The sequence below is a fragment of the Streptomyces sp. NPDC020958 genome, assembly GCF_055562175.1.
Map to the genome: position 1 here is coordinate 88,094 of NZ_JBVHFU010000018.1, position 25,984 is coordinate 114,077.

General features: G+C 71.5%; 23 protein-coding genes. 11 read left to right on the top strand and 12 right to left on the bottom strand.

What is annotated here, in order from left to right; translation table 11 throughout:
- Both ACZ3KP_RS35385 and ACZ3KP_RS35390 read right to left on the bottom strand, forming a co-directional pair.
- Nucleotides 1–1,410 (bottom strand): glutamate decarboxylase, encoded by a 1,410-nt coding sequence (locus tag ACZ3KP_RS35385; RefSeq protein WP_467504635.1) that lies wholly within the window; start codon nt 1,408–1,410, stop codon nt 1–3.
- A gap of 45 nt (nt 1,411–1,455) precedes the next feature.
- A complete protein-coding gene (locus ACZ3KP_RS35390; protein ID WP_467504637.1) occupies nt 1,456–2,742 on the bottom strand; it encodes an ion channel protein in 1,287 nt (428 codons plus the stop codon).
- Nucleotides 2,743–2,846: 104 nt separating this feature from the next.
- Here ACZ3KP_RS35390 and ACZ3KP_RS35395 point away from each other — a divergent pair, with 104 nt between their 5' ends.
- Both ACZ3KP_RS35395 and ACZ3KP_RS35400 read left to right on the top strand, forming a co-directional pair.
- Nucleotides 2,847–3,608, top strand: coding sequence for a MerR family transcriptional regulator (locus tag ACZ3KP_RS35395; protein ID WP_467504638.1), 762 nt, complete (start codon nt 2,847–2,849; stop codon nt 3,606–3,608).
- A gap of 161 nt (nt 3,609–3,769) precedes the next feature.
- Nucleotides 3,770–4,642, top strand: coding sequence for a DedA family protein (locus tag ACZ3KP_RS35400; protein WP_467504640.1), 873 nt, complete (start codon nt 3,770–3,772; stop codon nt 4,640–4,642).
- A 122-nt stretch (nt 4,643–4,764) separates the two neighbouring features.
- Here the strand turns inward: ACZ3KP_RS35400 and ACZ3KP_RS35405 are convergent, their stop codons facing one another.
- Nucleotides 4,765–6,420, bottom strand: a complete 1,656-nt coding sequence (locus ACZ3KP_RS35405; RefSeq protein ID WP_467504642.1) for a threonine/serine exporter family protein — start codon at nt 6,418–6,420, stop codon at nt 4,765–4,767.
- A gap of 129 nt (nt 6,421–6,549) precedes the next feature.
- Nucleotides 6,550–7,041 carry an inorganic diphosphatase gene (locus ACZ3KP_RS35410; RefSeq protein ID WP_046730908.1) on the bottom strand — a complete coding sequence of 164 codons (492 nt, stop codon included), beginning with the start codon at nt 7,039–7,041 and terminating at the stop codon, nt 6,550–6,552.
- Between the two features lie 124 nt (nt 7,042–7,165).
- Between ACZ3KP_RS35410 and dacB the strand changes: the two genes are divergently transcribed.
- From dacB to folE, 6 genes are all read left to right on the top strand, one after another.
- Nucleotides 7,166–8,782 carry a D-alanyl-D-alanine carboxypeptidase/D-alanyl-D-alanine endopeptidase gene (gene dacB, locus ACZ3KP_RS35415; protein ID WP_467504710.1) on the top strand — a complete coding sequence of 539 codons (1,617 nt, stop codon included), beginning with the start codon at nt 7,166–7,168 and terminating at the stop codon, nt 8,780–8,782.
- Nucleotides 8,783–8,858: 76 nt separating this feature from the next.
- Nucleotides 8,859–9,992, top strand: coding sequence for a zinc-dependent metalloprotease (locus ACZ3KP_RS35420; RefSeq protein WP_467504645.1), 1,134 nt, complete (start codon nt 8,859–8,861; stop codon nt 9,990–9,992).
- 184 nt (nt 9,993–10,176) lie between these two features.
- Entirely contained in the window at nt 10,177–11,271 is a 1,095-nt protein-coding gene (gene tilS / locus ACZ3KP_RS35425; RefSeq protein ID WP_132889419.1) for a tRNA lysidine(34) synthetase TilS, read from the top strand.
- A 65-nt stretch (nt 11,272–11,336) separates the two neighbouring features.
- Nucleotides 11,337–11,897: a hypoxanthine phosphoribosyltransferase gene (gene hpt / locus ACZ3KP_RS35430; protein WP_046730905.1), complete on the top strand. Its 561-nt coding sequence runs from the start codon at nt 11,337–11,339 to the stop codon at nt 11,895–11,897.
- A gap of 209 nt (nt 11,898–12,106) precedes the next feature.
- The gene (gene ftsH, locus ACZ3KP_RS35435; protein ID WP_132889417.1) at nt 12,107–14,146 is read left to right on the top strand and encodes an ATP-dependent zinc metalloprotease FtsH; all 2,040 of its coding nucleotides are present in this window, start codon (nt 12,107–12,109) and stop codon (nt 14,144–14,146) included.
- Between the two features lie 132 nt (nt 14,147–14,278).
- Nucleotides 14,279–14,884: a GTP cyclohydrolase I FolE gene (gene folE, locus ACZ3KP_RS35440; protein ID WP_132889415.1), complete on the top strand. Its 606-nt coding sequence runs from the start codon at nt 14,279–14,281 to the stop codon at nt 14,882–14,884.
- A gap of 12 nt (nt 14,885–14,896) precedes the next feature.
- Here folE and ACZ3KP_RS35445 read toward each other — a convergent pair whose 3' ends face one another.
- From ACZ3KP_RS35445 to ACZ3KP_RS35470, 6 genes are all read right to left on the bottom strand, one after another.
- Nucleotides 14,897–15,385 carry a DUF3180 domain-containing protein gene (locus ACZ3KP_RS35445; RefSeq protein WP_358981935.1) on the bottom strand — a complete coding sequence of 163 codons (489 nt, stop codon included), beginning with the start codon at nt 15,383–15,385 and terminating at the stop codon, nt 14,897–14,899.
- A gap of 50 nt (nt 15,386–15,435) precedes the next feature.
- Nucleotides 15,436–16,047: a 2-amino-4-hydroxy-6-hydroxymethyldihydropteridine diphosphokinase gene (folK, locus tag ACZ3KP_RS35450; RefSeq protein ID WP_358981936.1), complete on the bottom strand. Its 612-nt coding sequence runs from the start codon at nt 16,045–16,047 to the stop codon at nt 15,436–15,438.
- Entirely contained in the window at nt 16,044–16,403 is a 360-nt protein-coding gene (folB, locus tag ACZ3KP_RS35455) for a dihydroneopterin aldolase (RefSeq protein ID WP_046730900.1), read from the bottom strand. Before folB ends, folK begins: the two co-directional genes overlap by 4 nt.
- A gap of 279 nt (nt 16,404–16,682) precedes the next feature.
- Complete coding sequence (locus ACZ3KP_RS35460) at nt 16,683–17,186, bottom strand: nuclear transport factor 2 family protein (protein ID WP_132889409.1); 504 nt, start codon at nt 17,184–17,186, stop codon at nt 16,683–16,685.
- A complete protein-coding gene (gene folP, locus ACZ3KP_RS35465) occupies nt 17,183–18,100 on the bottom strand; it encodes a dihydropteroate synthase (RefSeq protein ID WP_467504648.1) in 918 nt (305 codons plus the stop codon). The genes ACZ3KP_RS35460 and folP overlap by 4 nt, the downstream gene beginning before the upstream one ends.
- Nucleotides 18,101–18,218: 118 nt before the next feature.
- The gene (locus ACZ3KP_RS35470) at nt 18,219–20,030 is read right to left on the bottom strand and encodes a phosphatidylglycerol lysyltransferase domain-containing protein (RefSeq protein WP_467504650.1); all 1,812 of its coding nucleotides are present in this window, start codon (nt 20,028–20,030) and stop codon (nt 18,219–18,221) included.
- Between the two features lie 224 nt (nt 20,031–20,254).
- Between ACZ3KP_RS35470 and ACZ3KP_RS35475 the strand changes: the two genes are divergently transcribed.
- Entirely contained in the window at nt 20,255–21,379 is a 1,125-nt protein-coding gene (locus ACZ3KP_RS35475; RefSeq protein ID WP_467504651.1) for an alpha/beta hydrolase, read from the top strand.
- Nucleotides 21,380–21,476: 97 nt separating this feature from the next.
- On the top strand, nt 21,477–22,697 hold the full coding sequence (locus tag ACZ3KP_RS35480; RefSeq protein ID WP_467504653.1) for a hypothetical protein: 1,221 nt from the start codon (nt 21,477–21,479) through the stop codon (nt 22,695–22,697).
- Between the two features lie 275 nt (nt 22,698–22,972).
- On the opposite strand, the gene ACZ3KP_RS35485 is transcribed toward ACZ3KP_RS35480, so the two are convergent.
- Both ACZ3KP_RS35485 and ACZ3KP_RS35490 read right to left on the bottom strand, forming a co-directional pair.
- A complete protein-coding gene (locus ACZ3KP_RS35485; RefSeq protein ID WP_467504655.1) occupies nt 22,973–24,301 on the bottom strand; it encodes a PH domain-containing protein in 1,329 nt (442 codons plus the stop codon).
- Complete coding sequence (locus ACZ3KP_RS35490; protein ID WP_467504656.1) at nt 24,298–24,801, bottom strand: PH domain-containing protein; 504 nt, start codon at nt 24,799–24,801, stop codon at nt 24,298–24,300. Before ACZ3KP_RS35490 ends, ACZ3KP_RS35485 begins: the two co-directional genes overlap by 4 nt.
- Nucleotides 24,802–24,832: 31 nt before the next feature.
- Between ACZ3KP_RS35490 and ACZ3KP_RS35495 the strand changes: the two genes are divergently transcribed.
- Nucleotides 24,833–25,984, top strand: coding sequence for an NADH-quinone oxidoreductase subunit D (locus ACZ3KP_RS35495; protein WP_467504658.1), 1,152 nt, complete (start codon nt 24,833–24,835; stop codon nt 25,982–25,984).

Below are 25,984 nucleotides of genomic sequence, written 5' to 3' on the forward strand. Positions count from 1 at the left end.
CTAGTGGTGGAAGCTGGTGGCCGCGTCCTTGTCCCTGGTCGACGGATGCGGCTGGCGGCGCAGCTCCGGCAGCAGCCGGGAGAGGTCCTCGATGAACAGGTCGGCCAGGTCCTTCGAGAAGCCGTTGCGGCACACCACCCGCAGCACCGACAGGTCCTCCCGGTTCGCCGGGAAGGTGTAGGCCGGCACCAGCCAGCCGCCCTCGCGCATCCGCCGGGACACGTCGAAGACGTCGTACGCCGTCACGTGGTCGGCGGTGGTGAAGGCGAACACGGGCAGCTCGTCGCCGTGGGTCAGCAGCCGGAAGTCGCCCAGCTCCCCGATCCGCCGGGCGAGCTCCGTGGCCACGTCCCGGGAGGTCTGTTGCACCGCGCGGTAGCCCTCCCGGCCGAGCCGCAGGAACGTGTAGTACTGCGCCACCACCTGCGCGCCGGGGCGGGAGAAGTTGAGGGCGAAGGTCGGCATGTCGCCGCCCAGGTAGTTGACGCGGAAGACCAGCTCCTCGGGCAGCGCCTCCTTGTCCCGCCACAGCGCCCAGCCGACGCCCGGGTAGACCAGCCCGTACTTGTGGCCCGAGGTGTTGATCGAGGCCACGCGCGGGAGCCGGAAGTCCCACACCAGGTCCTCGTCGAGGAAGGGCGCGACCATCCCGCCGGAGGCGCCGTCCACGTGCACCGGGACGTCGAACCCGGTGCGCTCCTGGAGGGCGTCCAGGGCGGCGCAGAGGTCGGCGACCGGCTCGTAGGACCCGTCGAAGGTGGAGCCGAGGATGGCGACGACCCCGATGGTGTTCTCGTCGCAGAGGTCGGCGGCGGCCTGCGGGTCCAGGTGGTAGCGGTCGCCGTCCATGGGCACGTACCGGGCCTCCACCTCCCAGAAGTTGCAGAACTTCTCCCAGCAGACCTGGACGTTGATGCCCATGATCAGGTTCGGCCGGGCACTGCCCGGGTAGCGGTCGGCGTTGCGCTGCATCCAGCGGCGCTTGAGCGCCATCCCGGCCAGCATGCAGGCCTCGCTGGACCCGGTCGTCGAACAGCCGACGGCGGCCGACGGGTCCGGCGCGTTCCACAGGTCAGCGAGCATCGCCACGCAGCGCCGCTCCAGTTCGGCGGTGCGCGGGTACTCGTCCTTGTCGATCATGTTCTTGTCCCGGCACTCCTGCATCAGGACGCCGGCCTGGGGTTCCATCCAGGTGGTCACGAAAGTGGCCAGGTTCAGCCGGGCGTTGCCGTCCAGCATCAGCTCGTCGTGGACCAGCTGGTACGCCGTGCTCGGCGGCAGCGGGGCGTCCGGCAGCCGGTGTGTGGGCGGGGCCTCGGTCATGCCGCCGACCGGGTTCGCCTCCCCGAAGAACGGGTTGACGGACATCGCTCGCTCTTGGTGCTTCTGGGGGCCTTTGTGGAGCGGCATGAGTGGTGCCTCCTGGGAGAGTTCACTTGGGTTCGCTGCGCGGGATCAGCGCAGGGCGGTGCCGTCCGCCCGCAACTGCATTCTGGGCCGCCCGGTCACCAGCAGCCACGCGGGCAGCGACGCGATGCAGAGCAACACGATGATGCTCGGCGAGGCCACGAGTACCGCGGCCGTGAACAGACTCACCCAGCCCTGCCGGGTGATCGCCAACAACATGCCCAGGACACCCGCCGCCACGCCCACCGACGGCTGGACGGCGGGCACCAGGGCGTGGGCGCACAGCCCGAAGGCCGAGCCGATGAACACCGACGGGAAGATCCGGCCGCCGCGGAAACCGCAGGAGGCGGCCACGGTCAGCGCGGCCAGCTTGACGACCGTCATCACGGCGAACTGTCCCGCCGACCAGCCCTCGGGGTCCTTCGCCAGCACCGCCACCTGGTCCAGCCCCTTGAAGAGCGTCAGCTGGCCGCCCAGCGCCCCCAGCAGGCCCAGCACGAGTCCGCCGACCGGAAGCGCCACCATGGGGTGCCCGAGGCGCCGGAAGGCGCCGTGGACGTACGGGAAGGCGCGGACGGCGCACATGCCGAGCAGCGCCGCCGCGGGGGCGATCACCAGGGCCGCCAGCAGATCGGGCCAGCGCGTCCTGCCGAGCGCGGGCAGCCCGAGGTCCAGGGTCGGACGGGCCAGCAGGTCGGTCGTCATCGCGCCCGCCGCGGCGGCCAGCAGCGGCCCGAAGAGGTTGTCCCACAGCGCGCCCTTCAACGGCTTGCCGGCCAGCGCCTCGGAGATCACCAGGGCCGCCCCCACCGGCGTCCCGAACAGCGCGCCGAGCGTCGCCGCGTCGGCCAGCGCGGGCCACAGGGATCCCGGCAGCCGGGGCATCGCGAGCCGCCCCAGCCACAGCGCCAGCCCGACGTTGACGGCGATGAGCGGGTTCTCCGGACCGAGACTCGGCCCACCCGCCAGCATCAGCGCGGTCGCCAGCACCAGCCCCGGCAGCACGGCGGGCGGCAGCGCCACCGCCTCCAGGCCGAGGGTGGCCGGATCGGGTCCCGCGTGCCCGGGCACCTTCCACACCACCAGTCCCACCGCGATCCCGGTGGCGGTCAGCATCACCAGCACCCACAGCACCGAGTACCGTCCGATGCCGAGCGCGTCCGGGAGGTTGTTCCACAGCACGTGCTGCAGCCGGTCGGCCAGTGAGCTCACCAGCAGGAACAGCAGGCTGCTGCCGACCCCGACGGCGAGTGAGGGCAGGATCAGCGGCAGCAGGGCGCGCGCGGGGGCCGAGGGCGGGGTGGGGAGCGCCTGCTGCGCGGTGTCCTGGGCCACGCGCCCACCATAAGCGGGCAAAACCGACCCAACATCCGGAACGGAAACGGGCTTGCACCTCACGTGGCGTGAGGATCCAGGGTGGAGCACGGAAAGGAGCGGACGTGAGCTACTCCGTCGGACAGGTCGCCGGGTTCACCGGCGTCACCGTGCGTACCCTGCACCACTACGACGAGATCGGCCTGCTGGTCCCGGGTGAACGCAGCCCCGCCGGACACCGGCGCTACGGCGACGCCGACCTCGACCGGCTGCAGCGGATCCTGTTCTACCGGGAGCTCGGCTTCCCGCTCGACGAGGTCGCGGCCCTGCTCGACGACCCGGACGCGGACCCGCGCGCGCAGCTGCGCCGCCAGCACGACCTGCTGACCGCCCGGATCGAGAAGCTGCAGAAGATGGCCGAGGCCGTGGAACACGCCATGGAGGCACGCAGGATGGGCATCAACCTCACCCCCGAGGAACGCTTCGAGGTCTTCGGCGACAAGGATCCCGAGCAGTACGCCGAGGAGGCCGAACAGCGCTGGGGCGGCACCGAGGCCTACGCCGAGTCGCAGCGCCGCGCGGCCCGCTACACCAAGGCCGACTGGCAGCGGATGAAGGCCGAGGCCGACGACTGGGGCGCGCGTTACGCCGCCCTGGTGACCGCGGCCGAGCCGGCGACCGGCGAACGGGCCATGGGCATGGCCGAGGAACACCGCCTGCACATCTCGCGGTGGTTCTACGACTGCCCGTACGCCATGCACCGCTGCCTGGCCGGGATGTACGTCGCCGACGAACGCTTCAAGGCGTTCTACGACTCGATGGCCCCGGGCCTCGCCGAACACCTGAAGGAGGCGATCGAGGCGAACGCGGCCCGGCACGCGGCGTGATCCCGGGGGCCGCCGGCGGCGGCCCACAGCTTCTTGCTGGTTGGCGCACAGTGCATCCAGGTTCCACCGGTGGAACCTGGGGCGGACACATTACGTTGATAGGTTTGTGCGCCCGCACACGGATCTCGACGTGCCCTCATCCCACAGGAGCCCGGAACGTTATGACGCTCGCCCTCGGCCCGAGTTGGCTGGATCCGAACACCCTGCTCGACTCGTTCGGCATCTGGGGCCTGCTCCTGGTCGTCTTCGCCGAGTCCGGGCTGCTGATCGGTTTCTTCCTGCCGGGCGACTCCCTGCTGTTCACCTGCGGCCTGCTGATCACCTCGCACCAGCTGCACTTCCCGCTGTGGGGTGCCATCGCGCTGATCTGCCTGGCCGCCGTCCTCGGTGACCAGGCGGGCTACATGTTCGGCAAGAAGGTCGGCCCGTCGCTCTTCAACCGCCCGGACTCCCGCCTGTTCAAGCAGGAGAACGTCGCGAAGGCGCACGAGTTCTTCGAGAAGCACGGCCCGAAGTCCCTGATCCTGGCCCGCTTCGTGCCGGTGATCCGCACGTTCACGCCGATCATCGCCGGCGTCAGCGGCATGGCGTACCGCTCGTTCCTGACGTTCAACGTCATCGGTGGCGTCCTGTGGGGCGCAGGCGTCACCCTGCTCGGCTCCTGGCTCGGCAAGATCGACGTGGTCAAGAACAACATCGAGGCGATCCTGATCCTGATCGTCCTCATCTCGGTGGTCCCGATCGTCATCGAGTTCCTGCGGGCCCGCTCCAAGGGGAAGAAGGAGGCCGCGGCGGCGCCGCCCGCTCCGCCGGAGCAGCAGTTCCAGCCCTTCCAGCAGCAGTACCCGCAGGCCCCGGTGATGGACGACGCCACCACCCGCCTCCGCAGGATCGAGCCGACGTACGAACAGCAGTACGGCCAGCCGCAGCAGCAACAGCCCCCGTACGACCAGCAGCAGTACTACGACCAGAACGGCTACTACAACCAGCAGCAGTACCCCTACACCGAGGAACAGCAGTACCGGGCCCCGTGAGCTGAAGCGCCCCGTAAGGGGCGCTGGGGGTACCCCCGGCCGAAGGCTGGGGGAGGACTGCGCGACAAGCCACGACGCGCCCGCACCCGCCGACGCACCTCATCGACCCCCACCGACGGCGCTCAGAACCCCCTGGTCCGCTTGGCGGCCCGCCGCTTCCCCGCGAACCCCAGCCGCAGCCCCAGCCGCGAGATCTCCGACCCCAGATTGACCCCGATGGCGATGGCCATGGCGAGCGACGCCGCCTTGGCCAGCGACACCAGCCCCTCGTCGACGTGGTTCTGGGCCATCGACAGCAGCCCGAAGTACGTGGCCGACCCCGGCAGCAGCGGCCCGATCGCCGCCGTCGTGTACGGCAGCGCGGACGCGAACCGGTACCGGGACAGCAACTGCCCGAACAGGCCCACGAGACCCGCCGCGACGGCCGTGGAGGCGACCGGCGAGATCTTGCCGGTGTAGTGCATCGCGCCGTAGACGGACCAGGCCACACCGCCGTTGAGGGTCACCGCCAGCACGGTGGACCGTTCCTGCTGGAGCAGGACGGCGAAGGTCAGCGACAGCACCATCGACGCGGCGATCTGCACGTACGGCCGTCCGGAGCCCATCAGCGTCGCGTCCGGGTTGAGCCGGCCGCCCAGCTTCACGCCGAAGTACAACACCGTCAGCACCCCGATGACGATGCCGACGAAGAAGTACATGACCTCCAGCAGCCGCGCCGAGGCGGTGATGTAGAAGCCGGTCAGCCCGTCCTGGACGCCCGCGACCAGCGCCCGCCCGGGCAGCAGCGCGAACAGCCCACCGGTGACCACCGCGGACGCCGCGACGTCCACGTGGGCGAGCGAGAACACGATCCCGATCGCGGCCGGCGGCATCGCCGCGATCATGAACTGGTAGAACTCCGGCAGCCCCCGCCCCGCGCACAGCCACGCCAGCCGGTCGCCGAGCATCGCGCCCACCGCGGCGGCCACGAACACCAGGAGGTCACCGCCGACCAGCACGGAGGCGGCCCCGGCGAGCAGCCCGCTCGCACCGGTCAGCGCCCAGCCGGGGTACGGGTGCCGGTTGCGGCGGATCTCCGCGAGCCGCCGGTAGGCCTCCTCCAGGGACACGTGGGTCTCGGGGTCGGTGAGGTCGTCCACGAGCCGGAAGACGGCCGCGAGGCGCGTGTAGTCCGTCCCGCGCCGCCGTACCGTCCGGGAGGCGGTCACCGGGTCGTCGACGAGCGAGGGCTGGTAGGAGATCGCCAGCAGGGTGAACGTGACGTTCGGCTCGCACCGGTCGAGGCCGTAGGAGCGGCAGACCGCGAACATCGCGGCCTCCACGTCCTCCGCGCCCTCGCCGCCCGCCAGCAGCAGCTCCCCGATACGCAGCGTCAGGTCGAGCACGCGCGGGACGGCGGGACCGCCGTCCTCGACCTTCTGCACCGGCTCCGGCGCCGGCCGCTCGGCCACCGGCATGCGCAGCATCGTGCGCATCCGGTCCTGCCAGGGCGCGTCCTTCACCAGGCTGACCGCGGGAAAGCCGGAGGCGGGGGTGAAGGCGGCCGGGGCGTCGTAGGCGCTGTAGGTGCTCGGCACGCTGAACGCCGAGCCCTCCGGCTCGCCGGCCGCAGGCTGCGGCGCCTGGAAGCCCTCCGGCACGGCGAACTCGGACGTCGTCTCCGGCTCGGTGCCGGCCTCCGGGACCGCGATGCCCGCCGGGACGGCGAACTCCGACGTGATCTCCGGGTCGTACCGTGCCTCGTCCGACCTGGGCTTGCGGTCCTCCGCCTCCGTCACTGCCGTATTGCTCCCTGAACGACATCTTTACCTACGCCTCAGTATGCGCACTGCCCCCCGGGAGGCACGAAAAACGGGCCGCACACGCGCGTGTGCGGCCCGTTCTCCGAGCTGGGGTGCGGGGGAGTCTCAGTGACCGCCCTGCTCCTTGAAGCGCTTGTAGGACCGCTCGATCTCGACCTCGGCGTCGGTGCGGCCCACCCAGTTGGCGCCCTCGACGGACTTGCCGGGCTCCAGGTCCTTGTAGACCTCGAAGAAGTGCTGGATCTCCAGGCGGTCGAACTCCGACACGTGGTGGATGTCGCGCAGGTGCTCCACACGCGGGTCGGTGGCCGGGACGCACAGCAGCTTGTCGTCGCCGCCGGCCTCGTCCGTCATCCGGAACATGCCGATCGCGCGGCACTTGATGAGGCAGCCCGGGAAGGTGGGCTCGTCCAGGATGACCAGCGCGTCCAGCGGGTCGCCGTCCTCGCCGAGGGTGTTCTCGACGAAGCCGTAGTCGGTCGGGTAGGCGGTCGAGGTGAAGAGACGACGGTCCAGGCGGATCCGACCGGTCTCGTGGTCCACCTCGTACTTGTTCCGCGAACCCTTCGGGATCTCGATCGTGACGTCGAACTCCACCGGTGGCTCCTCCATGATCAACACATAGTTCTGGTGGTTAAGTGTCCCTCACGCTGGTGTGTGATCGCGAAAGGGGCTGGTGGTCGTGCCAGAGCTGAGGCCTTGGCAGGCCGCGAAACCGCGGGTGCGGAAGCTCGCGGCCGCTGTGCGACCGGGTCTGCAACGCTGGACGGACGCCACGAAGCCGCAGGTCACACGCTTGAGGCGGGCCGTGGAACCACAGCTCGCCCGGCTCACGCGCGCGACCGGACCCCGGCCGGCCGGTCTGGTCCGCCCCCCTCGTCCTCGGACCCTCAGGACCTGGCAGTACACCGCGGGCGCCACCACGGCCGGGCTCGCGCTGGCCGCCGGTGTGGCGACCGCGGCGGGCCCCTGGGACGCCAACGGTCAGCGTACGGCCGAGCGGGACCGGGCGGCCGCCCTCCAGCGGCCGGGTGGCGCAGATCACGGCACCGGATCCGGCACCGCCGGCTCGGACCCCGGCGCCGCCCCGAGCGCCGGTCCCGTCCTGACGGGACTGGGCGGCGGCACCGACACCGTGAAGTCGGCGCCCACCGTGGGCTCCACCCAGAACCCCGCCGGGATCTCCCCGGCGGCCCTCAAGGGCGTCCTGGGGCCCCTCCTGGACGCCCCGGAGCTCGGCAGCACCCGTACCGCCGTCGTCCTCGACGTGGCCACCGGGAAACGCCTCTACGCCGAAGGCGCCGACACGGGCATGACCCCCGCCTCCACCACCAAGATCGCCACGGCGGTCGCCGCCCTCTCCGCCCTCGGCCCCGACCACCGCTTCACCACCCGCGCGGTCCTCGAACCCGGCACCAGGCAGGTCGTCCTGATCGGCGGCGGCGACCCGACGCTCACCGCCCGTCGGGACCCCGGCGACTGGGCCAGCCTGCGCACCCTCGCCACCGAGACCGCGAAATCCCTGACCGCGCGGGGCATCGAACAGATCGCGCTCTCCTACGACACCTCGCTCTACACCGGCCCCGACCTGCACCCCATCGGCGTCAACGAGAACCTCGCGCGCGTGAGCCCCCTCATGGCCGACGAGGCCCGCACCGACGGCTCCACCAGCGGCCCCGCGCCCCGGGCGGCCGACCCGGCGGCCGACGCGGCACAGAAGTTCGCCGGATTCCTGGCGGACGCCGGCGTCAGGACCTCGGACCCCGGCACGGCCAAGGCGAGCCGCCGGGCCGGCACCCTCGCCACCGTCACCTCGCCGCCGCTGTCCGCGGTCGTCGAGCGCATGCTCACCTACAGCGACAACGACATCGCCGAGGCCCTGGCCCGCCAGACCGCCCTGGCCGGCGGCAGGCCGGCCGGCTTCGACGGCGGAGCGGCAGCCGTCGAAGCCCGGCTGACCCGGCTGGGCCTGCCGATGACCGGCGCCTCCTTCCACGACGGCAGCGGCCTGAACCGGGACGACCGGCTGACCGCGGACCTCCTCACCGCGCTGCTCGCCAAGGCCGCCGACGCGGACCAGCCGGGCCTGCGCGCGGTCCTCACCGGCCTGCCCGTGGCCCACTTCACGGGCACCCTGGCCAGCCGCTACACGGACGGCGCGGCAGGCGTCGTACGCGCCAAGACCGGCACCCTGACCGGCGTCAACACCCTGGCGGGCACCCTCGTCGACCGGGACGGCCGGCTGCTGGCCTTCGCCTTCCTGACCTCGGACACGACGAACCCGCACGAGGCCCAGGCGGCGCTGGACCGGACGGCCACCGCCCTGGCCGGGCTGTAGGGCCCTCGCACGGCCGGCTCCGGCCCGGCGGCCGCACGGCCTGCCCCAAGGGGGAGCGCTAACGTACGGTTGACGCATGACGAGCATCGGTGGCGCTGCTTCTTCTGGGATGGTCGACTGGAATCTCGCGGTGGCGACCGCGACCCGGCTCGTGCGGCCGGGACCCGAGGTGAGCCGTGACGAGGCCCGGGCCATCGTCGCGGAGCTGCGACGACACGCGAAAGCCTCGGAGGAACACGTCCGGGGCTTCACTCGTATGGGGACCGACGACGTCCACGACACCCCCGTCCTGGTGGTGGACCGGCCCGGCTGGGTCAAGGCGAACGTCGCCGGCTTCCGCGAACTGCTCAAACCACTGCTCGACAAGATGCAGGAGCGCCGCTCCGGCAACCCGGGCGGCGCGGTCCTCGGCGCCGTCGGCGGCAAGGTCACCGGCGTGGAACTCGGCATGCTGCTGTCGTTCCTGTCCTCCCGGGTCCTCGGCCAGTACGAGACCTTCGCCCCCGCCTCCCGCGACCTCCCGGCGGACGAGAACGGCGGCGGCCGTCTGCTGCTCGTCGCCCCGAACATCGTCCACGTGGAGCGCGAACTCGACGTCCAGCCCCACGACTTCCGGCTGTGGGTGTGCCTGCACGAGGAGACCCACCGCACCCAGTTCACGGCCGTGCCCTGGCTGCGGGCCCATCTGGAGGGCGAGATCCAGGCGTTCCTGTCGGAGACCGACGTCGACCCGATGACCGTCCTCGAACGCGTCCGGGACGCCGCCCAGTCGCTGGCCGGCGGCCGCCCCGAGGCCGAGGAGGACGACGGCGGGCGGTCGTTCGTCGAGCTGGTGCAGACCCCGGCCCAGCGCGAGATCCTCGGCCGGCTCACCGCCGTCATGTCCCTGCTCGAAGGCCACGCCGACTTCGTCATGGACGGCGTCGGACCGGCCGTCGTGCCGACCGTCGCGGAGATCCGCGAGAAGTTCCAGCAGCGGCGCGCCAAGGGCGCCTCCCGGCTCGACATGACCCTGCGCAAGCTGCTCGGCCTGGACGCCAAGCTCCGCCAGTACCGGGACGGCGAGCGCTTCGTGCGAGCCGTCGTCGACCAGGTCGGCATGGACGGCCTCAACCGGGTGTGGACCTCCCCGAACACCCTGCCGACCAAGGCGGAGATCGCCAAACCGGCGGACTGGGTCGCGCGGGTGCACCGCAAGGCCGACTCGTGAACCGGGGGGCGTCCGGTGAGCCGGATACGGCAGGCGAACGCCCCTTCAATCACCCGTCCGAGGGACCGTGAGCGATGGGTAGGCGTGCGATGCTCGGGGAACGCCCTGTTTCTGTCACCATCTACACACTCTGAGTGACCGATCTCGGGCTCACCCCCCGAAAACTTCATGAAGGGAACCGGACATGGGTCCCCATCCTGCGGTCGCGGCGATACGCCTGGCGGTCCGCCGCGTCCTCCACGACATCCTCACCGACCAGAGCCGCCTCAGCCGTACCGCCGGCGAACGCACCGGCGGGCGCATCACCGCGCGCCTGGCCCGCCCCTACGGGGACATCCCGGAGCAGACACCGAACGAGCGGACCCCCTCCCCGCTCGTCCTCGTGGCATGCTCCGGCGGCGCCGACTCCATGGCGCTCGCCTCCGCCCTCGCCTTCGAGGCCCCCAAACTCGGCGTCCGCGCGGGCGGCATCACCGTCGACCACGGTCTGCAGCCCGGCTCCGACCTGCGAGCCGAGGAAGTCGTCCTGAGACTGCGCGAGCTGGGCCTCGACCCGGTCGAGGCCATCACCGTGACCGTCGGCCGCGACGGCGGACCCGAGGCCGCCGCCCGCGACGCCCGCTACGCGGCCCTGGACGCCGCCCTGGAGCGCCACGGCGGCACCGCGATCCTGCTCGGCCACACCAGGGACGACCAGGCCGAGACCGTCCTGCTGGGCCTCGCCCGCGGCTCCGGCATCCGCTCCCTGTCCGGCATGGCCGCGGTCTCGGGGGCCGACGGCCGTTACCGGCGCCCCTTCCTCCAGCTGGACCGGCAGACCGCCCGCAAGGCCTGCATGGTCCAGGCCCTCCCCGTCTGGGACGATCCTCACAACGCGGACCCGGCGTACACCCGCTCCCGGCTCCGCCACGAGGGGCTTCCCGCACTGGAGAAGGCACTCGGCAAGGGCGTCGTCGAGGCCCTCGCCCGCACCGCCCAGCTCTCCCGTGACGACGCCGACGCGCTCGACACCTGGGCCAGCCAGGCCGAGGCCTCCGTACGGGACGCCACGGGCATGCTGGAGTGCGCGAAGCTCTACGCCCTGCCACCCGCCGTACGGCGCCGGATCCTGCGTCGCGCGGCCATCGAGGCGGGCGCCCCGGCCGGTTCCCTGTTCGCCCGGCACATCGAAGAAGTCGACCGCCTCATCACCGGCTGGCGCGGCCAGGGGGCCATCAATCTCCCCGGCAAGGTCGTCGCCCGGCGGCAGGGTGGCAGACTGGTGATTCGGCAAGGCTGAATCCCGACCTCCCGGAGAGCTCCTCCGGCGGGTGGGTAGGCCGGTGGGACGACCGACCGAAAGTGATGCGGGTGGACGCGAAAGACATGGGTGCCGACCTCCAGCAGGTGCTCATCACCAAAGAAGAGATCGACGCGAAGCTGGCCGAGCTGGCCGCGAAGATCGACGCGGAGTACGCGGGCAAGGACCTGCTCATCGTCGGCGTCCTCAAGGGCGCCGTGATGGTCATGGCGGACCTCGCCCGGGCGCTGTCCACCCCCGTCACCATGGACTGGATGGCCGTGTCCTCCTACGGTGCGGGCACCCAGTCCTCCGGCGTGGTGCGGATCCTCAAGGACCTCGACACCGACATCAAGGGCAAGCACGTCCTGATCGTCGAGGACATCATCGACTCCGGGCTGACCCTCTCCTGGCTGATCAACAACCTCGGCTCCCGCGAGCCCGAGACCCTGAAGATCTGCACCCTGCTGCGCAAGCCCGACGCGGCCAAGGTCGCCATCGACGTCGAGTGGGTCGGCTTCGACATCCCCAACGAGTTCGTCGTCGGCTACGGCCTCGACTACGCCGAGAAGTACCGCAACCTCCCGTTCGTCGGTACGCTCGCGCCCCACGTCTACGGCGGCTGAACCCCGGCTGATACGCCGGAGGGTCCACTTGCGTAAGACGATCGGGAACCCCAGCGGGTTTCGCGCCGTTGGAGCATGCAGAGACGGGTTCACCAGCCGTCGGAAGCAGCTTCGTGCGGCTTCGGGCCACCATGCTGGGGTACCGTCAGAAGAACTGTCTTATCAAACTCACTATGGCAGGAGGGACGGGGCGACACCGCTCCGTATGGATGGACGTGAAGCGATACTTCCGTGGGCCGGTCATGTGGATCGTGCTGGCCGTCCTTGCCGTGGTCGTGTTGATGCAGGTCGTCGGCTCGTCCGGCGGCTACAAGACGGTGGACACCGGCCAGGTCGTGGCGGCGATCAACGACAACAGAGTGGCATCGGCGAAGCTGACCACCGGTGACGAGCAGACCGTCAAGGTCACGCTCAAGAACGGCGAGAAGGTCGACGGCAGCTCGAAGATCCAGGCGAGCTACATCGGCGACCAGGGCGTGACCATCGCCAACACGCTGCAGACCAAGTACCAGGACAAGCAGATCCCCGACGGTTACACCGTCTCGCCGACCAAGCAGAACGCCTTCGTCGGCGTCCTGCTCTCCCTGCTCCCCTTCGTCCTCATCGTGGTCGTCTTCCTGTTCCTGATGAATCAGATGCAGGGCGGCGGCTCCAGGGTCATGAACTTCGGCAAGTCCAAGGCGAAGCTCATCACCAAGGACACCCCGAAGACGACCTTCGCGGACGTCGCGGGCTGCGACGAGGCCGTCGAGGAACTCCACGAGATCAAGGAGTTCCTCCAGGAGCCGGCCAAGTTCCAGGCCGTCGGCGCCAAGATCCCCAAGGGTGTGCTCCTCTACGGCCGCCCCGGCACCGGCAAGACGCTGCTCGCGCGCGCCGTCGCCGGCGAGGCCGGAGTGCCCTTCTACTCGATCTCCGGCTCCGACTTCGTCGAGATGTTCGTCGGTGTCGGTGCCTCCCGGGTGCGTGACCTCTTCGAGCAGGCCAAGGCGAACGCCCCGGCGATCGTCTTCGTCGACGAGATCGACGCGGTCGGCCGCCACCGTGGCGCCGGCCTCGGCGGTGGTCACGACGAGCGCGAGCAGACGCTGAACCAGCTGCTCGTCGAGATGGACGGCTTCGACGTCAAGGGCGGCGTGATCCTCATCGCCGCGACGAACCGGCCCGACATCCTCGACCCGGCGCTGCTGCGCCCGGGCCGCTTCGACCGCCAGATCGCGGTCGACCCGCCGGACCTGCAGGGCCGTCTGGAGATCCTCAAGGTCCACCAGAAGGGCAAGCCGGTCGCGCCCGACGTCGACCTCGCGGCGGTCGCCCGCCGCACGCCGGGCTTCACCGGCGCGGACCTGTCGAACGTGCTGAACGAGGCGGCCCTGCTCACGGCCCGCAGCGACCGCAAGCTCATCGACAACCAGATGCTCGACGAGGCGATCGACCGCGTGGTCGCGGGCCCGCAGAAGCGGACCCGGATCATGTCGGACAAGGAGAAGAAGATCACCGCGTACCACGAGGGCGGACACGCCCTGGTCGCGGCGGCCTCGCCCAACTCCGACCCGGTCCACAAGATCACCATCCTGTCCCGCGGGCGCGCCCTCGGTTACACGATGGTCCTGCCGGACGAGGACAAGTACTCGACCACGCGCAACGAGATGCTCGACCAGCTCGCCTACATGCTGGGCGGCCGCGCGGCCGAGGAACTGGTCTTCCACGACCCGACCACGGGCGCCGCGAACGACATCGAGAAGGCCACGTCCACCGCTCGCGCGATGGTCACCCAGTACGGCATGACCGAGCGTCTCGGCGCGATCAAGTTCGGCGGCGACAACACCGAGCCCTTCCTCGGCCGTGAGATGTCCCACCAGCGCGACTACTCGGAAGAGGTCGCCGCCCTGGTGGACGAGGAAGTCAAGAAGCTCATCGAGAACGCGCACAACGAAGCCTGGGAGATCCTGGTCGAGAACCGCGACGTCCTCGACAACCTCGTTCTCCAGCTCCTGGAGAAGGAGACCCTGGGCAAGGAGGAGATCGCCGAGATCTTCTCCGCCATCGTCAAGCGCCCGGCCCGGCCCGCCTGGACCGGTTCCTCCCGCCGTACGCCGTCCACCCGCCCGCCGGTGCTCTCCCCCAAGGAGCTCGCACTGACCAACGGGGCGAACGGCTCGACGCCGGCGATCAGCACGGTGAAGTCCACGGCGGCCGAGTCCGCCCCGGCGACCGAGCAGGCGCCGGAGGACCGACCCGAGAGCTGACCCCACCGGCCCACCCGGCCCGGAATGGATGCCGCGCCCCCCAGGATCTAGCCTGGGGGGCGCGGCATTTCGGTAATGCCTGCACATGAGGCGCGTGATCCACACGTGTACGGCTGAGGAACGAGGCATCAGATGACCGACCCCGTGACGCTGGACGGCGAGGGAACCATCGGCGAGTTCGACGAGAAACGCGCCGAGAACGCCGTACGCGAGCTCCTGATCGCGGTCGGCGAGGACCCGGACCGAGAGGGTCTGAGGGAGACGCCGACGCGGGTGGCGCGGGCGTACCGGGAGATCTTCGCGGGGCTGTGGCAGAAGCCCGAGGACGTCCTGACCACCACGTTCGACATCGGCCACGACGAAATGGTGCTGGTGAAGGACATCGAGGTCTACAGCACCTGTGAGCATCATCTGGTCCCGTTCCGGGGCGTCGCCCATGTGGGGTACATCCCGGCGGAGAGCGGGAAGATCACGGGACTGTCCAAGCTGGCCCGGCTGGTCGACGTCTACGCGCGCCGCCCTCAGGTGCAGGAACGTCTCACCACGCAGATCGCCGACTCCCTCATGAAGATCCTCGAGCCGCGGGGCGTGATCGTGGTCATCGAGTGCGAGCACATGTGCATGTCGATGAGGGGGATCCGCAAGCCCGGCGCGAAGACCATCACGTCGGCGGTGCGCGGCCAGCTCCGGGACGCGGCCACGCGCAACGAGGCGATGAGCCTCATCATGGCCCGCTGACCCCCGGGCGGGTCAGGCCACCGGCTCCGCTCCGCCGTGGTGGTTGTCGTCGTCCTCCGGGAGCCTGCACACGCGTTCCAGGAAGAGGGCCGACGCTATGACGGCGACGCCCGCGACGACCGAGAAGGCGGCGTAGAGGGCCTGGTCGCGGCGGGTGGGGATGTCCAGGAGTTCCAGGAGGAAGAGGCCCGTGCCGCCGTACATGCCGGCGACCAGGGCCGCCACCAGGGCGCTGGCCTGGCCGAAGACGACCGCGCGGGCGGCCATCAGGGGGTCGACGCCCTTGGCGCCGGGGCGGCGCTCGCGCTGGGCCCTGAGCCGGGCGCGCAGCGAGAGCGCCGTGGAGAGCAGGACCACCGCGATCAGCGCCAGCACGATCGGGGCGGCCACCGGCACGCTGGGCAGGGTCCCCACCGAGTTCCACAGGCGGGCGCCCGCCCAGGACAGCACCGCCGCCACGACGAAGACGCCGGCCAGCACCCTGATCCGCAGCTCTTTCACTGTTTTCCTTCAGCTCCCCCGCAGCGATGTGGTCGTCTCGACCTTAACGACTACTCGGGCAGTCGGAGTTCCAGGTCCCCGCGCGCTGCCACGCCGTGCCGGGTGACCGCCGTCAGGAGTTCGGCGACCGAGCCGCGGCCGGGCAGCTGGGCCTCGGGGTCCACGTCGAACCAGGGTGCGAGCACGAAGGCGCGTTCGTGGGCGCGCGGGTGGGGGAGGGTGAGCCGCGGGTCGTCGGAGACGACGTCGGCGTACGCGACGATGTCGACGTCGAGGGTGCGCGGACCCCAGTGCTCGTCGCGCACCCGGTTGAACGCCTCCTCGATCGCGTGCGCCCGCTCCAGCAGGGAGGACGGCGGGAGGGTGGTCTTCAGCATGACGACCGCGTTGTAGTACGACGGCTGGCTGCCGGGCGCGACGCCCCACGGCTCCGTCTCGTACACCGGGGAGACCGCCTTGATGCGGACACCCGGGGTGTCCTCCAGCGCGTCGACGGCGCCCTGGAGGGTCTCCAGGCGGTTGCCGAGGTTGGAGCCGAGGGCGACCACGGCGCGTTTGGGGTTGGACAGGGTGGTGTCGGCGGCGTCGACCTGCTCGACGACGGAGGCGGGCACCGGCTGTACGGTCGGGTCGCTGGGCCCGCGCAGGGAGGATGCGGTCATACTCGGCTCCGGGTGATGGTGACGGTGACGTCGTCGAAGGGGACGGTGATGGGTGCGTCGGGCTTGTGGACGCAGACCTCGACCTCTCTTACCCCTTCGTGCTTCAGGCAGGCCTGGGCGATCCGCTCGGCGAGCGTCTCGATCAGGTTCACCGGCTCCCCCTCGACCACGGCGACGACCTCCTCGGCCACGATGCCGTAGTGCACGGTCTTCGCCAGGTCGTCGTCGGCCGCCGCGGGCCGGGTGTCGAGGCCAAGGACGAGGTCCACGAGGAAGGTCTGGCCCTCCTCGCGCTCCTTGGGGAAGACACCGTGGTGCCCACGGGCCCTCAGGCCGCGCAGCGCGACACGATCCACGCGAATCACTCCTGCAATCGTCGGTGACGGCGAGGTCGTATCGCGTGCGGGCGACGGACCGGCCACACATGAATCTACCTGCGGGCACCGTCGGCACCGGGGTACGGAGCGGGCGGCGTGCGCCGGGTGGGGCAGGGTTCACCGGGTGTTCTCCCTGGAGAACCCGGCGGCTCACGGGCCGGTCGCCGTGGCTACCGGCGAGTTCGTGATTCCAGCCACTTCTTCGGCGTGGATGGGCCGCAGGTGTCGTTCGACGGGCGCGTCGCCGGGCGCGCCGGGTCAGGAGGGCGTGTCCTCCTCCTCGTCCTCGTCGGTCTCGGAGAGCACCGGGGAGGCGTGGTGGGACCAGAGCTTCCAGCCGTCGTCGGTGCGCCGGAACACGTTCGTGGCGACGACCAGCTGACCGACCAGGGGTCCGAGTTCGTGGCTTCCCTCGGGGGCCGGGCCGCCGCTGAGGATGTTCTCGGTGCAGGTGACCAGGGCGGTGTCGCCGGTGACGGAGACGTGCACGTCGGTCAGGAAGAACTGGATGTAGTCGGTGTTCGCCATGATCAGCGCGTACGACCGCAGCACCTCGCCGCGGCCGGTCAGCACCGGCCAGCCGGGGTGCACGCAGGAGATCACGCCGGTGTCGGCGGGGTCGTGGTACTCCTCGTCGACGCCCAGGTCGGCGGGGGTGAGCCAGAGGCCGGAGACGGTCTCGAAGTCACCGCGCTCCAGTGCCTCGTAGAAGGCGGTGTTGGCGGCCTCGACGTGCTCGACGTCGGTGTGGGGGGCGCTCACCGGGCTCCCTCTGCGCGGTGGGGAGGGTTCTGCACGCCGGGCGCGGAGGTTGCCGTGCGCGCTCCTTCTATGGCGCGTGTGACGCGTACCGCGTCGGCCGTGGCGCGGACCTCGTGCACGCGCACCGCCCACGCGCCGGCCTGTGCCGCGAGCGCGGAGACGGCGGCCGTGGCCGCGTCGCGCTCCCGGGCCGGCGGGGGCGCCCCCTCGGGTCCGGCGAGGACCCGGCCGAGGAACCGCTTGCGGGAGGCGGCGACGAGCAGGGGGCGGCCCAGGGCGTGCAGCCGGTCGAGGTGGGCGAGCAGGACCAGGTCGTGCTCGGAGTCCTTGGAGAAGCCCAGACCCGGGTCGACGACGATCCGGTCCGGGGAGACGCCACCGGCGAGCACGGCGTCCACGCGCGCGTGCAGTTCGTCGAGGACCTCGGTGACGACGTCGTCGTACACCCCCTTGACGTTGCCGCCCGCGAGGAAGCCGCGCCAGTGCATGACGACGAAGGGGGCGCCGGAGTCGGCGACGACGGGGATCATGCCGGGGTCGGCGAGGCCGCCGCTGACGTCGTTGACGAGGGCGGCGCCGGCGGCCAGGGCCTGCCGGGCGACGGAGGCGCGCATGGTGTCGACGGACACGACGACGCCTTCGGAGGCGAGGCCGCGGACGACGGGGACGACCCGGCGCAGTTCCTCGTCCTCGTCGACCCGGGTGGCACCGGGGCGGGTGGACTCGCCGCCGACGTCGACCAGGTCGGCGCCCTCGTCCACGAGGGCGAGGCCGTGCTTGACGGCGGCCGTCGTGTCGAACCAGCGGCCGCCGTCGGAGAAGGAGTCGGGAGTCACGTTCACGACACCCATGACCGCGCACCGGTCCCATGCCGGAAGCCCTGTCACCTGGCCACGTCCGCTGTGGTTGTTCATACGTTCAGCGTAGGCCCAGGCCGCGCCCTCCAGCCCGGGTGGCCCGGGCGGAGCCCCTCCGGGCTGGAGGGGGAGGGGCTCCGCCCGGGCCGGTCATGGGGTCGGGCCGGTCACGGGGTCACGCCGCGCGGACGTCGCGTTCGGTGGCGTGGTGCGTGCAGGGGCGGGCCGGGGCGGGGCTGCGGCGCAGGAAACGCGGGAGCGGGAGGGCGAGGTTGACGAAGCCCTCGGCCTGCATGGCGGCGAAGCCGATGCGCGGGAGGTCGCCGGGGGCCCGGTAGACCACGAAGCGCGGCTCCCAGCGCGGCTGGAACTTGGCGTTGAACTTGTACAGGGACTCGATCTGGAACCAGCGGGAGAGGAAGACCAGCAGTCCCCGCCAGGCACGCAGCACGGGTCCCGCGCCGATCTTCTCGCCGCGTGCGAGGGCCGAGCGGAACATGGCGAAGTTGAGCGAGATCCGGGTGACGCCGAGTTTCGGGGCCGCCTGGAGGGCGGCCACGATGAGCAGTTCGTTCATGCCGGGGTCGGCCGAGCGGTCGCGGCGCATCAGGTCGAGGGAGACGCCGTCGGTGCCCCAGGGGACGAAGTGCAGGATCGCCTTGAGGTCGCCGTAGGGGCCGGGCTCCTCGTCGGTCTTGTGGGCGGTGGCGATCAGGCAGTCGCCGTCGGAGGGGTCGCCGATGCGTCCGAGGGCCATCGAGAAGCCGCGTTCGGTGTCGGTGCCCCGCCAGTCCTCCGCGGCCCGGCGGATGCGCTCCAGTTCGGCGTCGCCGAGGTCACGGATACGCCGTACCCGGGTTTCGTAGCCGGCTCGCTCGATGCGCTTGACCATCTGGCGCACGTTGCGCATCGCGCGTCCGGCGAGTGAGAAATCCGCCACGTCGACCACCGCCTCGTCGCCCAGTTCGAGGGCGTCCAGGCCGGTCTCGCGGGTCCACACCTCGCCGCCCGTCTCCGAGCAGCCCATGACGGCGGGGGTCCAGGAGTGGGCCTTGGCCTCGTCCATGAAGCGTTCGATGGCGCCCGGCCAGGCCTCCACGTCGCCGATCGGGTCGCCACTGGCGAGCATCACGCCGGAGACCACGCGGTAGGTGACCGCCGCCTTGCCACTGGGCGAGAAGACGACCGCCTTGTCGCGGCGGAGCGCGAAGTGGCCGAGGGAGTCGCGGGCGCCGTGCTTCTCCAGGAGGGCGCGTAGCTGGCTCTCGTCCTGCTCGGTGAGGTGTGCGGCCGGGTGCTCGGGGCGGAAGGCCAGGTAGATGGTGGTGACCGCGGTGATCAGGCCGAGCGCGCCGAGCGAGAAGGCGACCGTCCAGGAGGTGGAGCCCTCGTAGTCGACGGGGCCCTCGAAGCCGAACAGGCCGTACAGGACGTGCGTGAGGCGGTCGGCCAGGCTCGGGTCGCCGATCGTGCGCTTGGGGTGGGCGCTGACGACGACCAGGCCGAGCGCGAGCGAGCCCGCGCTCATCAGGACGAAGTTGGCGAGCGCCCGCCACCGGCTGCGCGGGTCGGGCAGCGCCCTGAACTCGTCGCGGTGGATCACGAGGGGCACGAAGAGCGCCAGCGAGATGAGCACGCCGATGACGGAGTGCCGGTAGACGAACTGCGACACGGCGCCGGCCGGCAGCAGGACGACCGCGGCCCGCCAGGCCCGGCGTTTGCGCCGCTTGAGGCCGTGCGCGAGCAGCAGCAACAGCACGCCGACACTGAGCGAGAGCGCGGCGGCGAACGGTCCGAGCGAGCCGGGGAGCACCTCCGCGATGGCGTGCATGCGGCTGTGCCGGAAGCGCGGGAACACACCCGCCGCGATGTCCAGGACGCCCACGACGGCACACGCCCTGCCGACCAGGGCGGGGACGGCCTCCGGGCGGGGACCGCGGACTATGCGCCGCGCCCGGCCCGAGCGGCTCGGAACCTCGCCCGACAATTCCCCATCTATCCTGACAGACATCGCATCCCGTAGTTCCGCGAGAGACCTTGAACCCGGTGCCGATCGGGGCATCCGGCGACATTGCGCCCTCTAGGACGGTGTCTCGGGCGGAGAGGTTCACTCTCCACCGGAAAACCGGTTCAAAGGACAGGGAAAGCCCGGGGCAAGCCTTGCTGAAAGCAGCGGGCGGCACGGGGGAAAGCGCAGGCAGGAAGCACCTCATGGGTCTCACGAGCAATAAAGTGCTGGCATTGACGATCTTGTGCGCCGTGCTGCTGTTCGTCGGCACGGTATGGCTGTGGCCCCGGCTCGCCCGGCGGAACTGGCGTGCGGTCAGCGGCCGCGTCGGTCTTTTGCTGGCCACCCAGCTGGCGCTCTTCGCGTGCGTGGGGATCGCCGTCAACCAGGCTTTCGGTTTCTATGCCAGCTGGGCGGACCTGATGGGCACGGAGACCGACCAGGGCGTCGTCGTCGACCACACGGCGAGCGGCCAGGCGGGCAGCCCGGTCCGCCTGGTGGGCACCTCCCAGGTGCACGGCCTGGGCGGTTCGCTGCCCCGCACGGCCGGTCAGGTCCAGCAGGTCGACATAGTCGGCCGTACGACGCACATCGCCACGCCCGCGTACGTGTACCTGCCGCCGGAGTACTTCCAGCCGCAGTACCGCACACGCACCTTCCCGGTGGCCGTCGTCCTCAGCGGCTATCCCGGCACCGCGAGCGCGCTGGTCGACAAGCTGCACTACCCGCGCACGGAGCAGCACCTGGTGCGGGCCGGCCGGATGCGGCCGACGATCCTGGTGATGCTGCGGCCCACGGTCGCCCCGCCCCGGGACACCGAGTGCGTCGACGTGCCGCACGGACCGCAGACCGAGACCTTCTTCGCCAAGGACCTGCCCGACGCCGTACGCGCGCACTACCGGGTCGGGAAGCAGGGCGGCTGGGGGATCCTCGGCGACTCGACGGGCGGCTACTGCGCGCTCAAGCTCGCGATGCACCACCCCGGGACGTACGCGGCCGGCGCCGGGCTCTCCCCGTCCTACAAGGCGCCCATCGATCCCACGACCGGTGATCTCTTCCAGGGCGACCAGAAGCTGAAGAACCGCGCGAACCTGTGGTGGTTCCTCGCCCACGAACCGGCTCCGGACACCTCCCTGCTGGTCACCAGCAGCAAGATCGGAGAAACCGACTACAAGGACACGCTGAAATTCATCGCGCGCGTGGCGGCGACCAACCGCACCCGGATCTCGTCGATCATCCTCGACAGCGGAGGTCACAACTTCAATACCTGGCGCCGTGAGATCCCGGCGACGCTGGAGTGGATGAGCGGGCGATTGGGCGAAGGCTGAACGCGGGCTTCCGCGGCTTCCTGCGAAGACTTCGTCGGCGCTGTGTTTTTACGGCCCGGGGCACCATCATTCGCCTACGCGCGGTAAGTTTCTGGCCATGCCACGTGGACGCCACCGTCATTCCCCGCCCTTGCACAGGCTGTTGCCTCCGTCGGCGATCGCCGGTGTCTCCCTCGTCTGCGCTCTCGGCCCCTGGCTGTCCTCCCAGCCGACGGTGCTGCGCACGCTGGCCGCGATAGCCGCGGCCACCGCTGCCGTCGGCGCCGCCGTGATGCGGCGCTGGGACAGCGAGGCGGGCAAGCAGGTGGCCGACCTCACGCGCGCGCGGGCGAGCGACGAGTGGCGCCACGAGGAGCGGATCGCCGAGCTGGAGACCGACCTCGAGGAGTCGCGGGAGCTGCGGACCAAGCTGGAGCAGCGGCTGCGCGCCAAGCGCGCGGAGCTGGCGGGGCTGCGCAACGAGCACGCGGCCCTGCTGCGCCGCTACGCCACGGCCGAGACCGAGCGCGCCAGCGCCCTGGAGGGCCGCCGGCTGCTGGAGATCGAGGCGGCCGAACCGTCGAACGCGCTGCCTGCCGCCCGGAGCGGGGACGAGCCCGCGAAGGCTGCCGACCTGCCGACGGAGGCGGCGGGCGAGGGGCCGAAGGCCGAGGTGGCGGTCACCGAGCCGACTCCCGGAGTCTTCTCGCCGGAGGGTTCCAAGCTGTTCCTGCGGGCCAAGGTGGCACTGGCCCGGTTCGACCAGGGTGACGCCCCGGCGGCCGAGGCCCGCGCGGACACCGGGACCGTGACGGAGACGGCCGCCGGAGCCGGGGCACCGGAGGCCGAGGCCGCGCGGGAGGACGAGGAACAGGGGAAGCTCGGGGCGGCCGACGGGCACGCGCGCGCGGCCGCCGCCACCACGGCCGGGCCGGAGGGTCCGGAGGGCATCGCCCCGGCGGACGCCGAGGCCGAGGAGGACGCCGCCGACACCCCCGCGCCGTCCGCCAACTCCGTACCGCCCTCGGGGCACTTCACGGTGCCGACCGCGGTGGCCGTGCTGCCGGCCGCGCCCATCCCGCGCCCGCTGGTCACCGGCGGTTTCGACTTCTTCGGCACGCAGAAGGGGGCGTCGGCGGGCGGCCTCGACACCATGCACAACGAGGACCTCGCGGACGTCGTCGGCCAGGAGGCGCTCGCGCTCCACAAGGCCGAGTCCGAGGCGGAGTTCAAGACCGCGGCCCCGGGGGCCCGGGGCGTCGGCCAGGTCATCGACCTGACCGCGCACGACGAGACGGAGCAGATCAACCTCGGCGGCCTGCGCAGCGCCGCCTCCTGAAGCAGCGCCGCCCCCTGAACCCACGTCGACACCGAGCCGGGACCCACAAGGGGTCCCGGCTCACGTCGTCCGGGGGCTCGGCACTCCCACCTCGGTCCGGCCGGCCGCCAGACCATGCGGTGGTCTGGGCGGTCTCCGGGCCATGCGGCGGTCTGGGCGGTCTCCGGGCCCATGTCCGCGGTCCGGGCGGCCTCCAGGTCATGCGGCGGTCCGGGCGGCCGTCAGGCTGTGCGGCGGTCTGGGCGGCCGTCAGGTCGCCGGCGGTCCGGGCGCCGTCAGGCCATCCAGCGGTCCGGGCGGGCGGTTCGGCGGCCGGTTCGGGACCGTTCGGCCTGCTCCCGCAGCAGCGCACCTGCCTCCTCGGCGTCCCGCAGCCGGGCCGTGACCGACTTGTTGGCTCCCGTGTCCACATGGACGTCCGCGAGCCGCCACAGCCGCCCCCAGGGCCCCTGCGTCAGCCGTACGCTCTGGACCTTGGCGTGCGGGACGAGCGACAGCTTCCGGCGCAGCAGTCCGTGCCGCGTGGCGAACACCGCGTCCGTGACGGCCAGGCCGTGGCCGCGCCACCACAGCGGGACGCACCACCGGGCCCGCCCCGGCGGCCGCAGCAGTCCGCCGGGCACGGTCACCCCGGGCAGCACGCGCGCGACGACCGACTCGGCGACCGCGCGCGGGGCGACCGGCACCAGCACGGAGTTCTCCGAACCGGCCACGTCCAGCTCCACCCGGACCCAGCGCAACGGCCGCCACAGCAGCGGCTCCACGATCCGCACGGTCTGCACCCGCCCCGGCGGCACCGTCTCGTGCGTCCGGTCCAGCAGCCCGTGGTCGATGCGCAGCCCGTCCGGGGACTCGGCGAGCGTCCAGTCGTACTCCGAGACGAACCGTCCCACGCTGGCCGTGGCCGCCGCGCCGAGCAGCGGCAGGGCGGTGGCGAGCACCGTCCACACACTGTGCGTGCCGATCCAGAGGAAGGGCGGTACGACGAGGGCGGCGGCCAGGGAGCCCCAGGTGGCGCCCGTCAGCACGAGGGAGAGCGCGAGCTTGTTCGGGGGGACCCGCATCAGCTCCTGCGCCGGTGCCTCGCCGACCTCGTGCGCCGTCTCGGGGGCGAACCCGGCGGCGCGCGCGAGCAGCTCCGCACGGAGCGTCCGGGCCTCCCCCTGGCCCAGGAAGGCGAGTTCGTCCTTCTTGTCGGTGCCGACGACGTCTATGCGCAGCTTGGCGACGCCCGCCACGCGCGCGAGGAGCGGCTGGGAGACGTCGACGGCCTGGATCCGCTCCAGCCGGATGTGCGCGGTGCGCCGGAACAACAGGCCGGTCCGTATCCGCAGTTCGCTCTCGGTCACCGCGAAGTAGGTGAACCACCAGGTGAGAAAGCCGTAGAGGGCGCCCGCCGCGACCAGGACGGCGAGGCCGCCGAGCAGCATGGTCGTGGTCAGTTTCGTCAGCTGGACCTGCGCCTGGTTCGGGTCGTGCACCGCCCAGCCGGCGATCACCGCGACCGGCGCCCACGCCCGCCGGAACGGCGTCACGGGGTGCAGCCGCCGCTCGGTGACGGCCGCCGCGGGGCGTATGGCGCCCTCGGCGCCGGGCGTGCTCACAGACCCGCCGATCGGGCCTCGCCGAGCTCGGTGAGCCGGTCGCGCAACCGCTCCGCCTCGGCCGGTTCGAGGCCGGGGATGGTCGCGTCGGTGGCCGCGGCAGCGGTGTGCAGCTGCACACTGGCCAGGCCGAAGTGGCGCTCCACGGGCCCCGAGGTCACCTCCACCAGCTGCATCCGCCCGTACGGCACCACGGTCTCCTCGTGCCACAGCACCCCGCGGCTGATCAGCAGGTCGTCGGCCCGCTCGGCGTACCGCCAGGACCGCCAGTTGCGGCCCAGCAGCACCCAGCCCCAGGCCAGCGCGGCCAGCGGCAGCAGCGCGAACGCCGCCCACACCGCGCCCGCCAGCAGGCCGAGCAGCAACGCCACGGCCAGGGCGGTCAGCCCCAGCCACACCACCAGCAGCAACCGGCGCATCCGCAGCAGGCCGGGCGGCAGCCCCGTCCAGACCGGTTCGGTCCCCTTCGTCCCGGCGTCGGCCGGGCTCCCCGTCTCCATACGGTCAGCGTACGTAGGGGAGACTGGTTCCATGACTCCTACGACCCAGACGACGGTCGGGATCGGCGGCGCCACGGAGAGCACCGACATGGTGCTCAACATCGGCCCCCAGCACCCCTCCACGCACGGCGTGCTGCGGCTGCGGCTGGTGCTGGACGGGGAGCGGATCGTCTCCGCGGAGCCGGTGATCGGCTACATGCACCGGGGTGCCGAGAAGCTCTTCGAGGCGCGCGACTACCGGCAGATCATCATGCTCGCCAACCGCCACGACTGGCTGTCGGCCTTCTCGAACGAGTTGGGCGTGGTGCTCGCCGTCGAGCGCATGCTCGGCATGGAGGTGCCGGTCCGCGCGGTGTGGACGCGCACCCTGCTCGCCGAGCTGAACCGGGTGCTCAACCACCTGATGTTCCTCGGCTCCTATCCGCTGGAACTGGGCGGGATCACCCCGGTCTTCTACGCGTTCCGTGAGCGCGAGGTGCTCCAGAACGTCATGGAGGAAGTCTCCGGCGGGCGGATGCACTACATGTTCAACCGTGTCGGCGGCCTCAAGGAGGACCTGCCGGCCGGCTGGACCGCACGCGCGCGTGCGGCCGTCTCCGCGGTGCGCTCCCGGCTGGACGTCTTCGACGACCTGGTCCTCGGCAACGAGATCTTCCGCGGCCGCACCCGGGGCGTCGGCGCCCTCACGCCGGAGGCCGTGCACGCGTACGGCGTGAGCGGGCCCATCGCGCGTGCCTCAGGGGTCGACTTCGACCTGCGCCGTGACGAGCCCTACCTGGCCTACGGCGAACTCCAGGACACCCTCAGGGTGGTGACCCGCGCGGAGGGCGACTGCCTGGCCCGTTTCGAGTGTCTCCTGGAGCAGACGCACAACGCCCTGGACCTGGCCGACGCCTGCCTGGACCGGGTCGCCGAACTGCCGCCGGGACCGATCAACCAGCGGCTCCCCAAGGTCCTCAAGGCACCCGAGGGGCACACCTACGCCTGGACCGAGAACCCCCTCGGCATCAACGGCTACTACCTCGTCAGCAAGGGCGAGAAGACCCCGTACCGGCTGAAGCTGCGCTCCGCGTCGTACAACAACATCCAGGCGCTGACCGAACTGCTGCCGGGGACACTGGTGGCGGACATGGTCGCGATCCTGGGGTCGATGTTCTTCGTGGTGGGGGACATCGACAAGTAG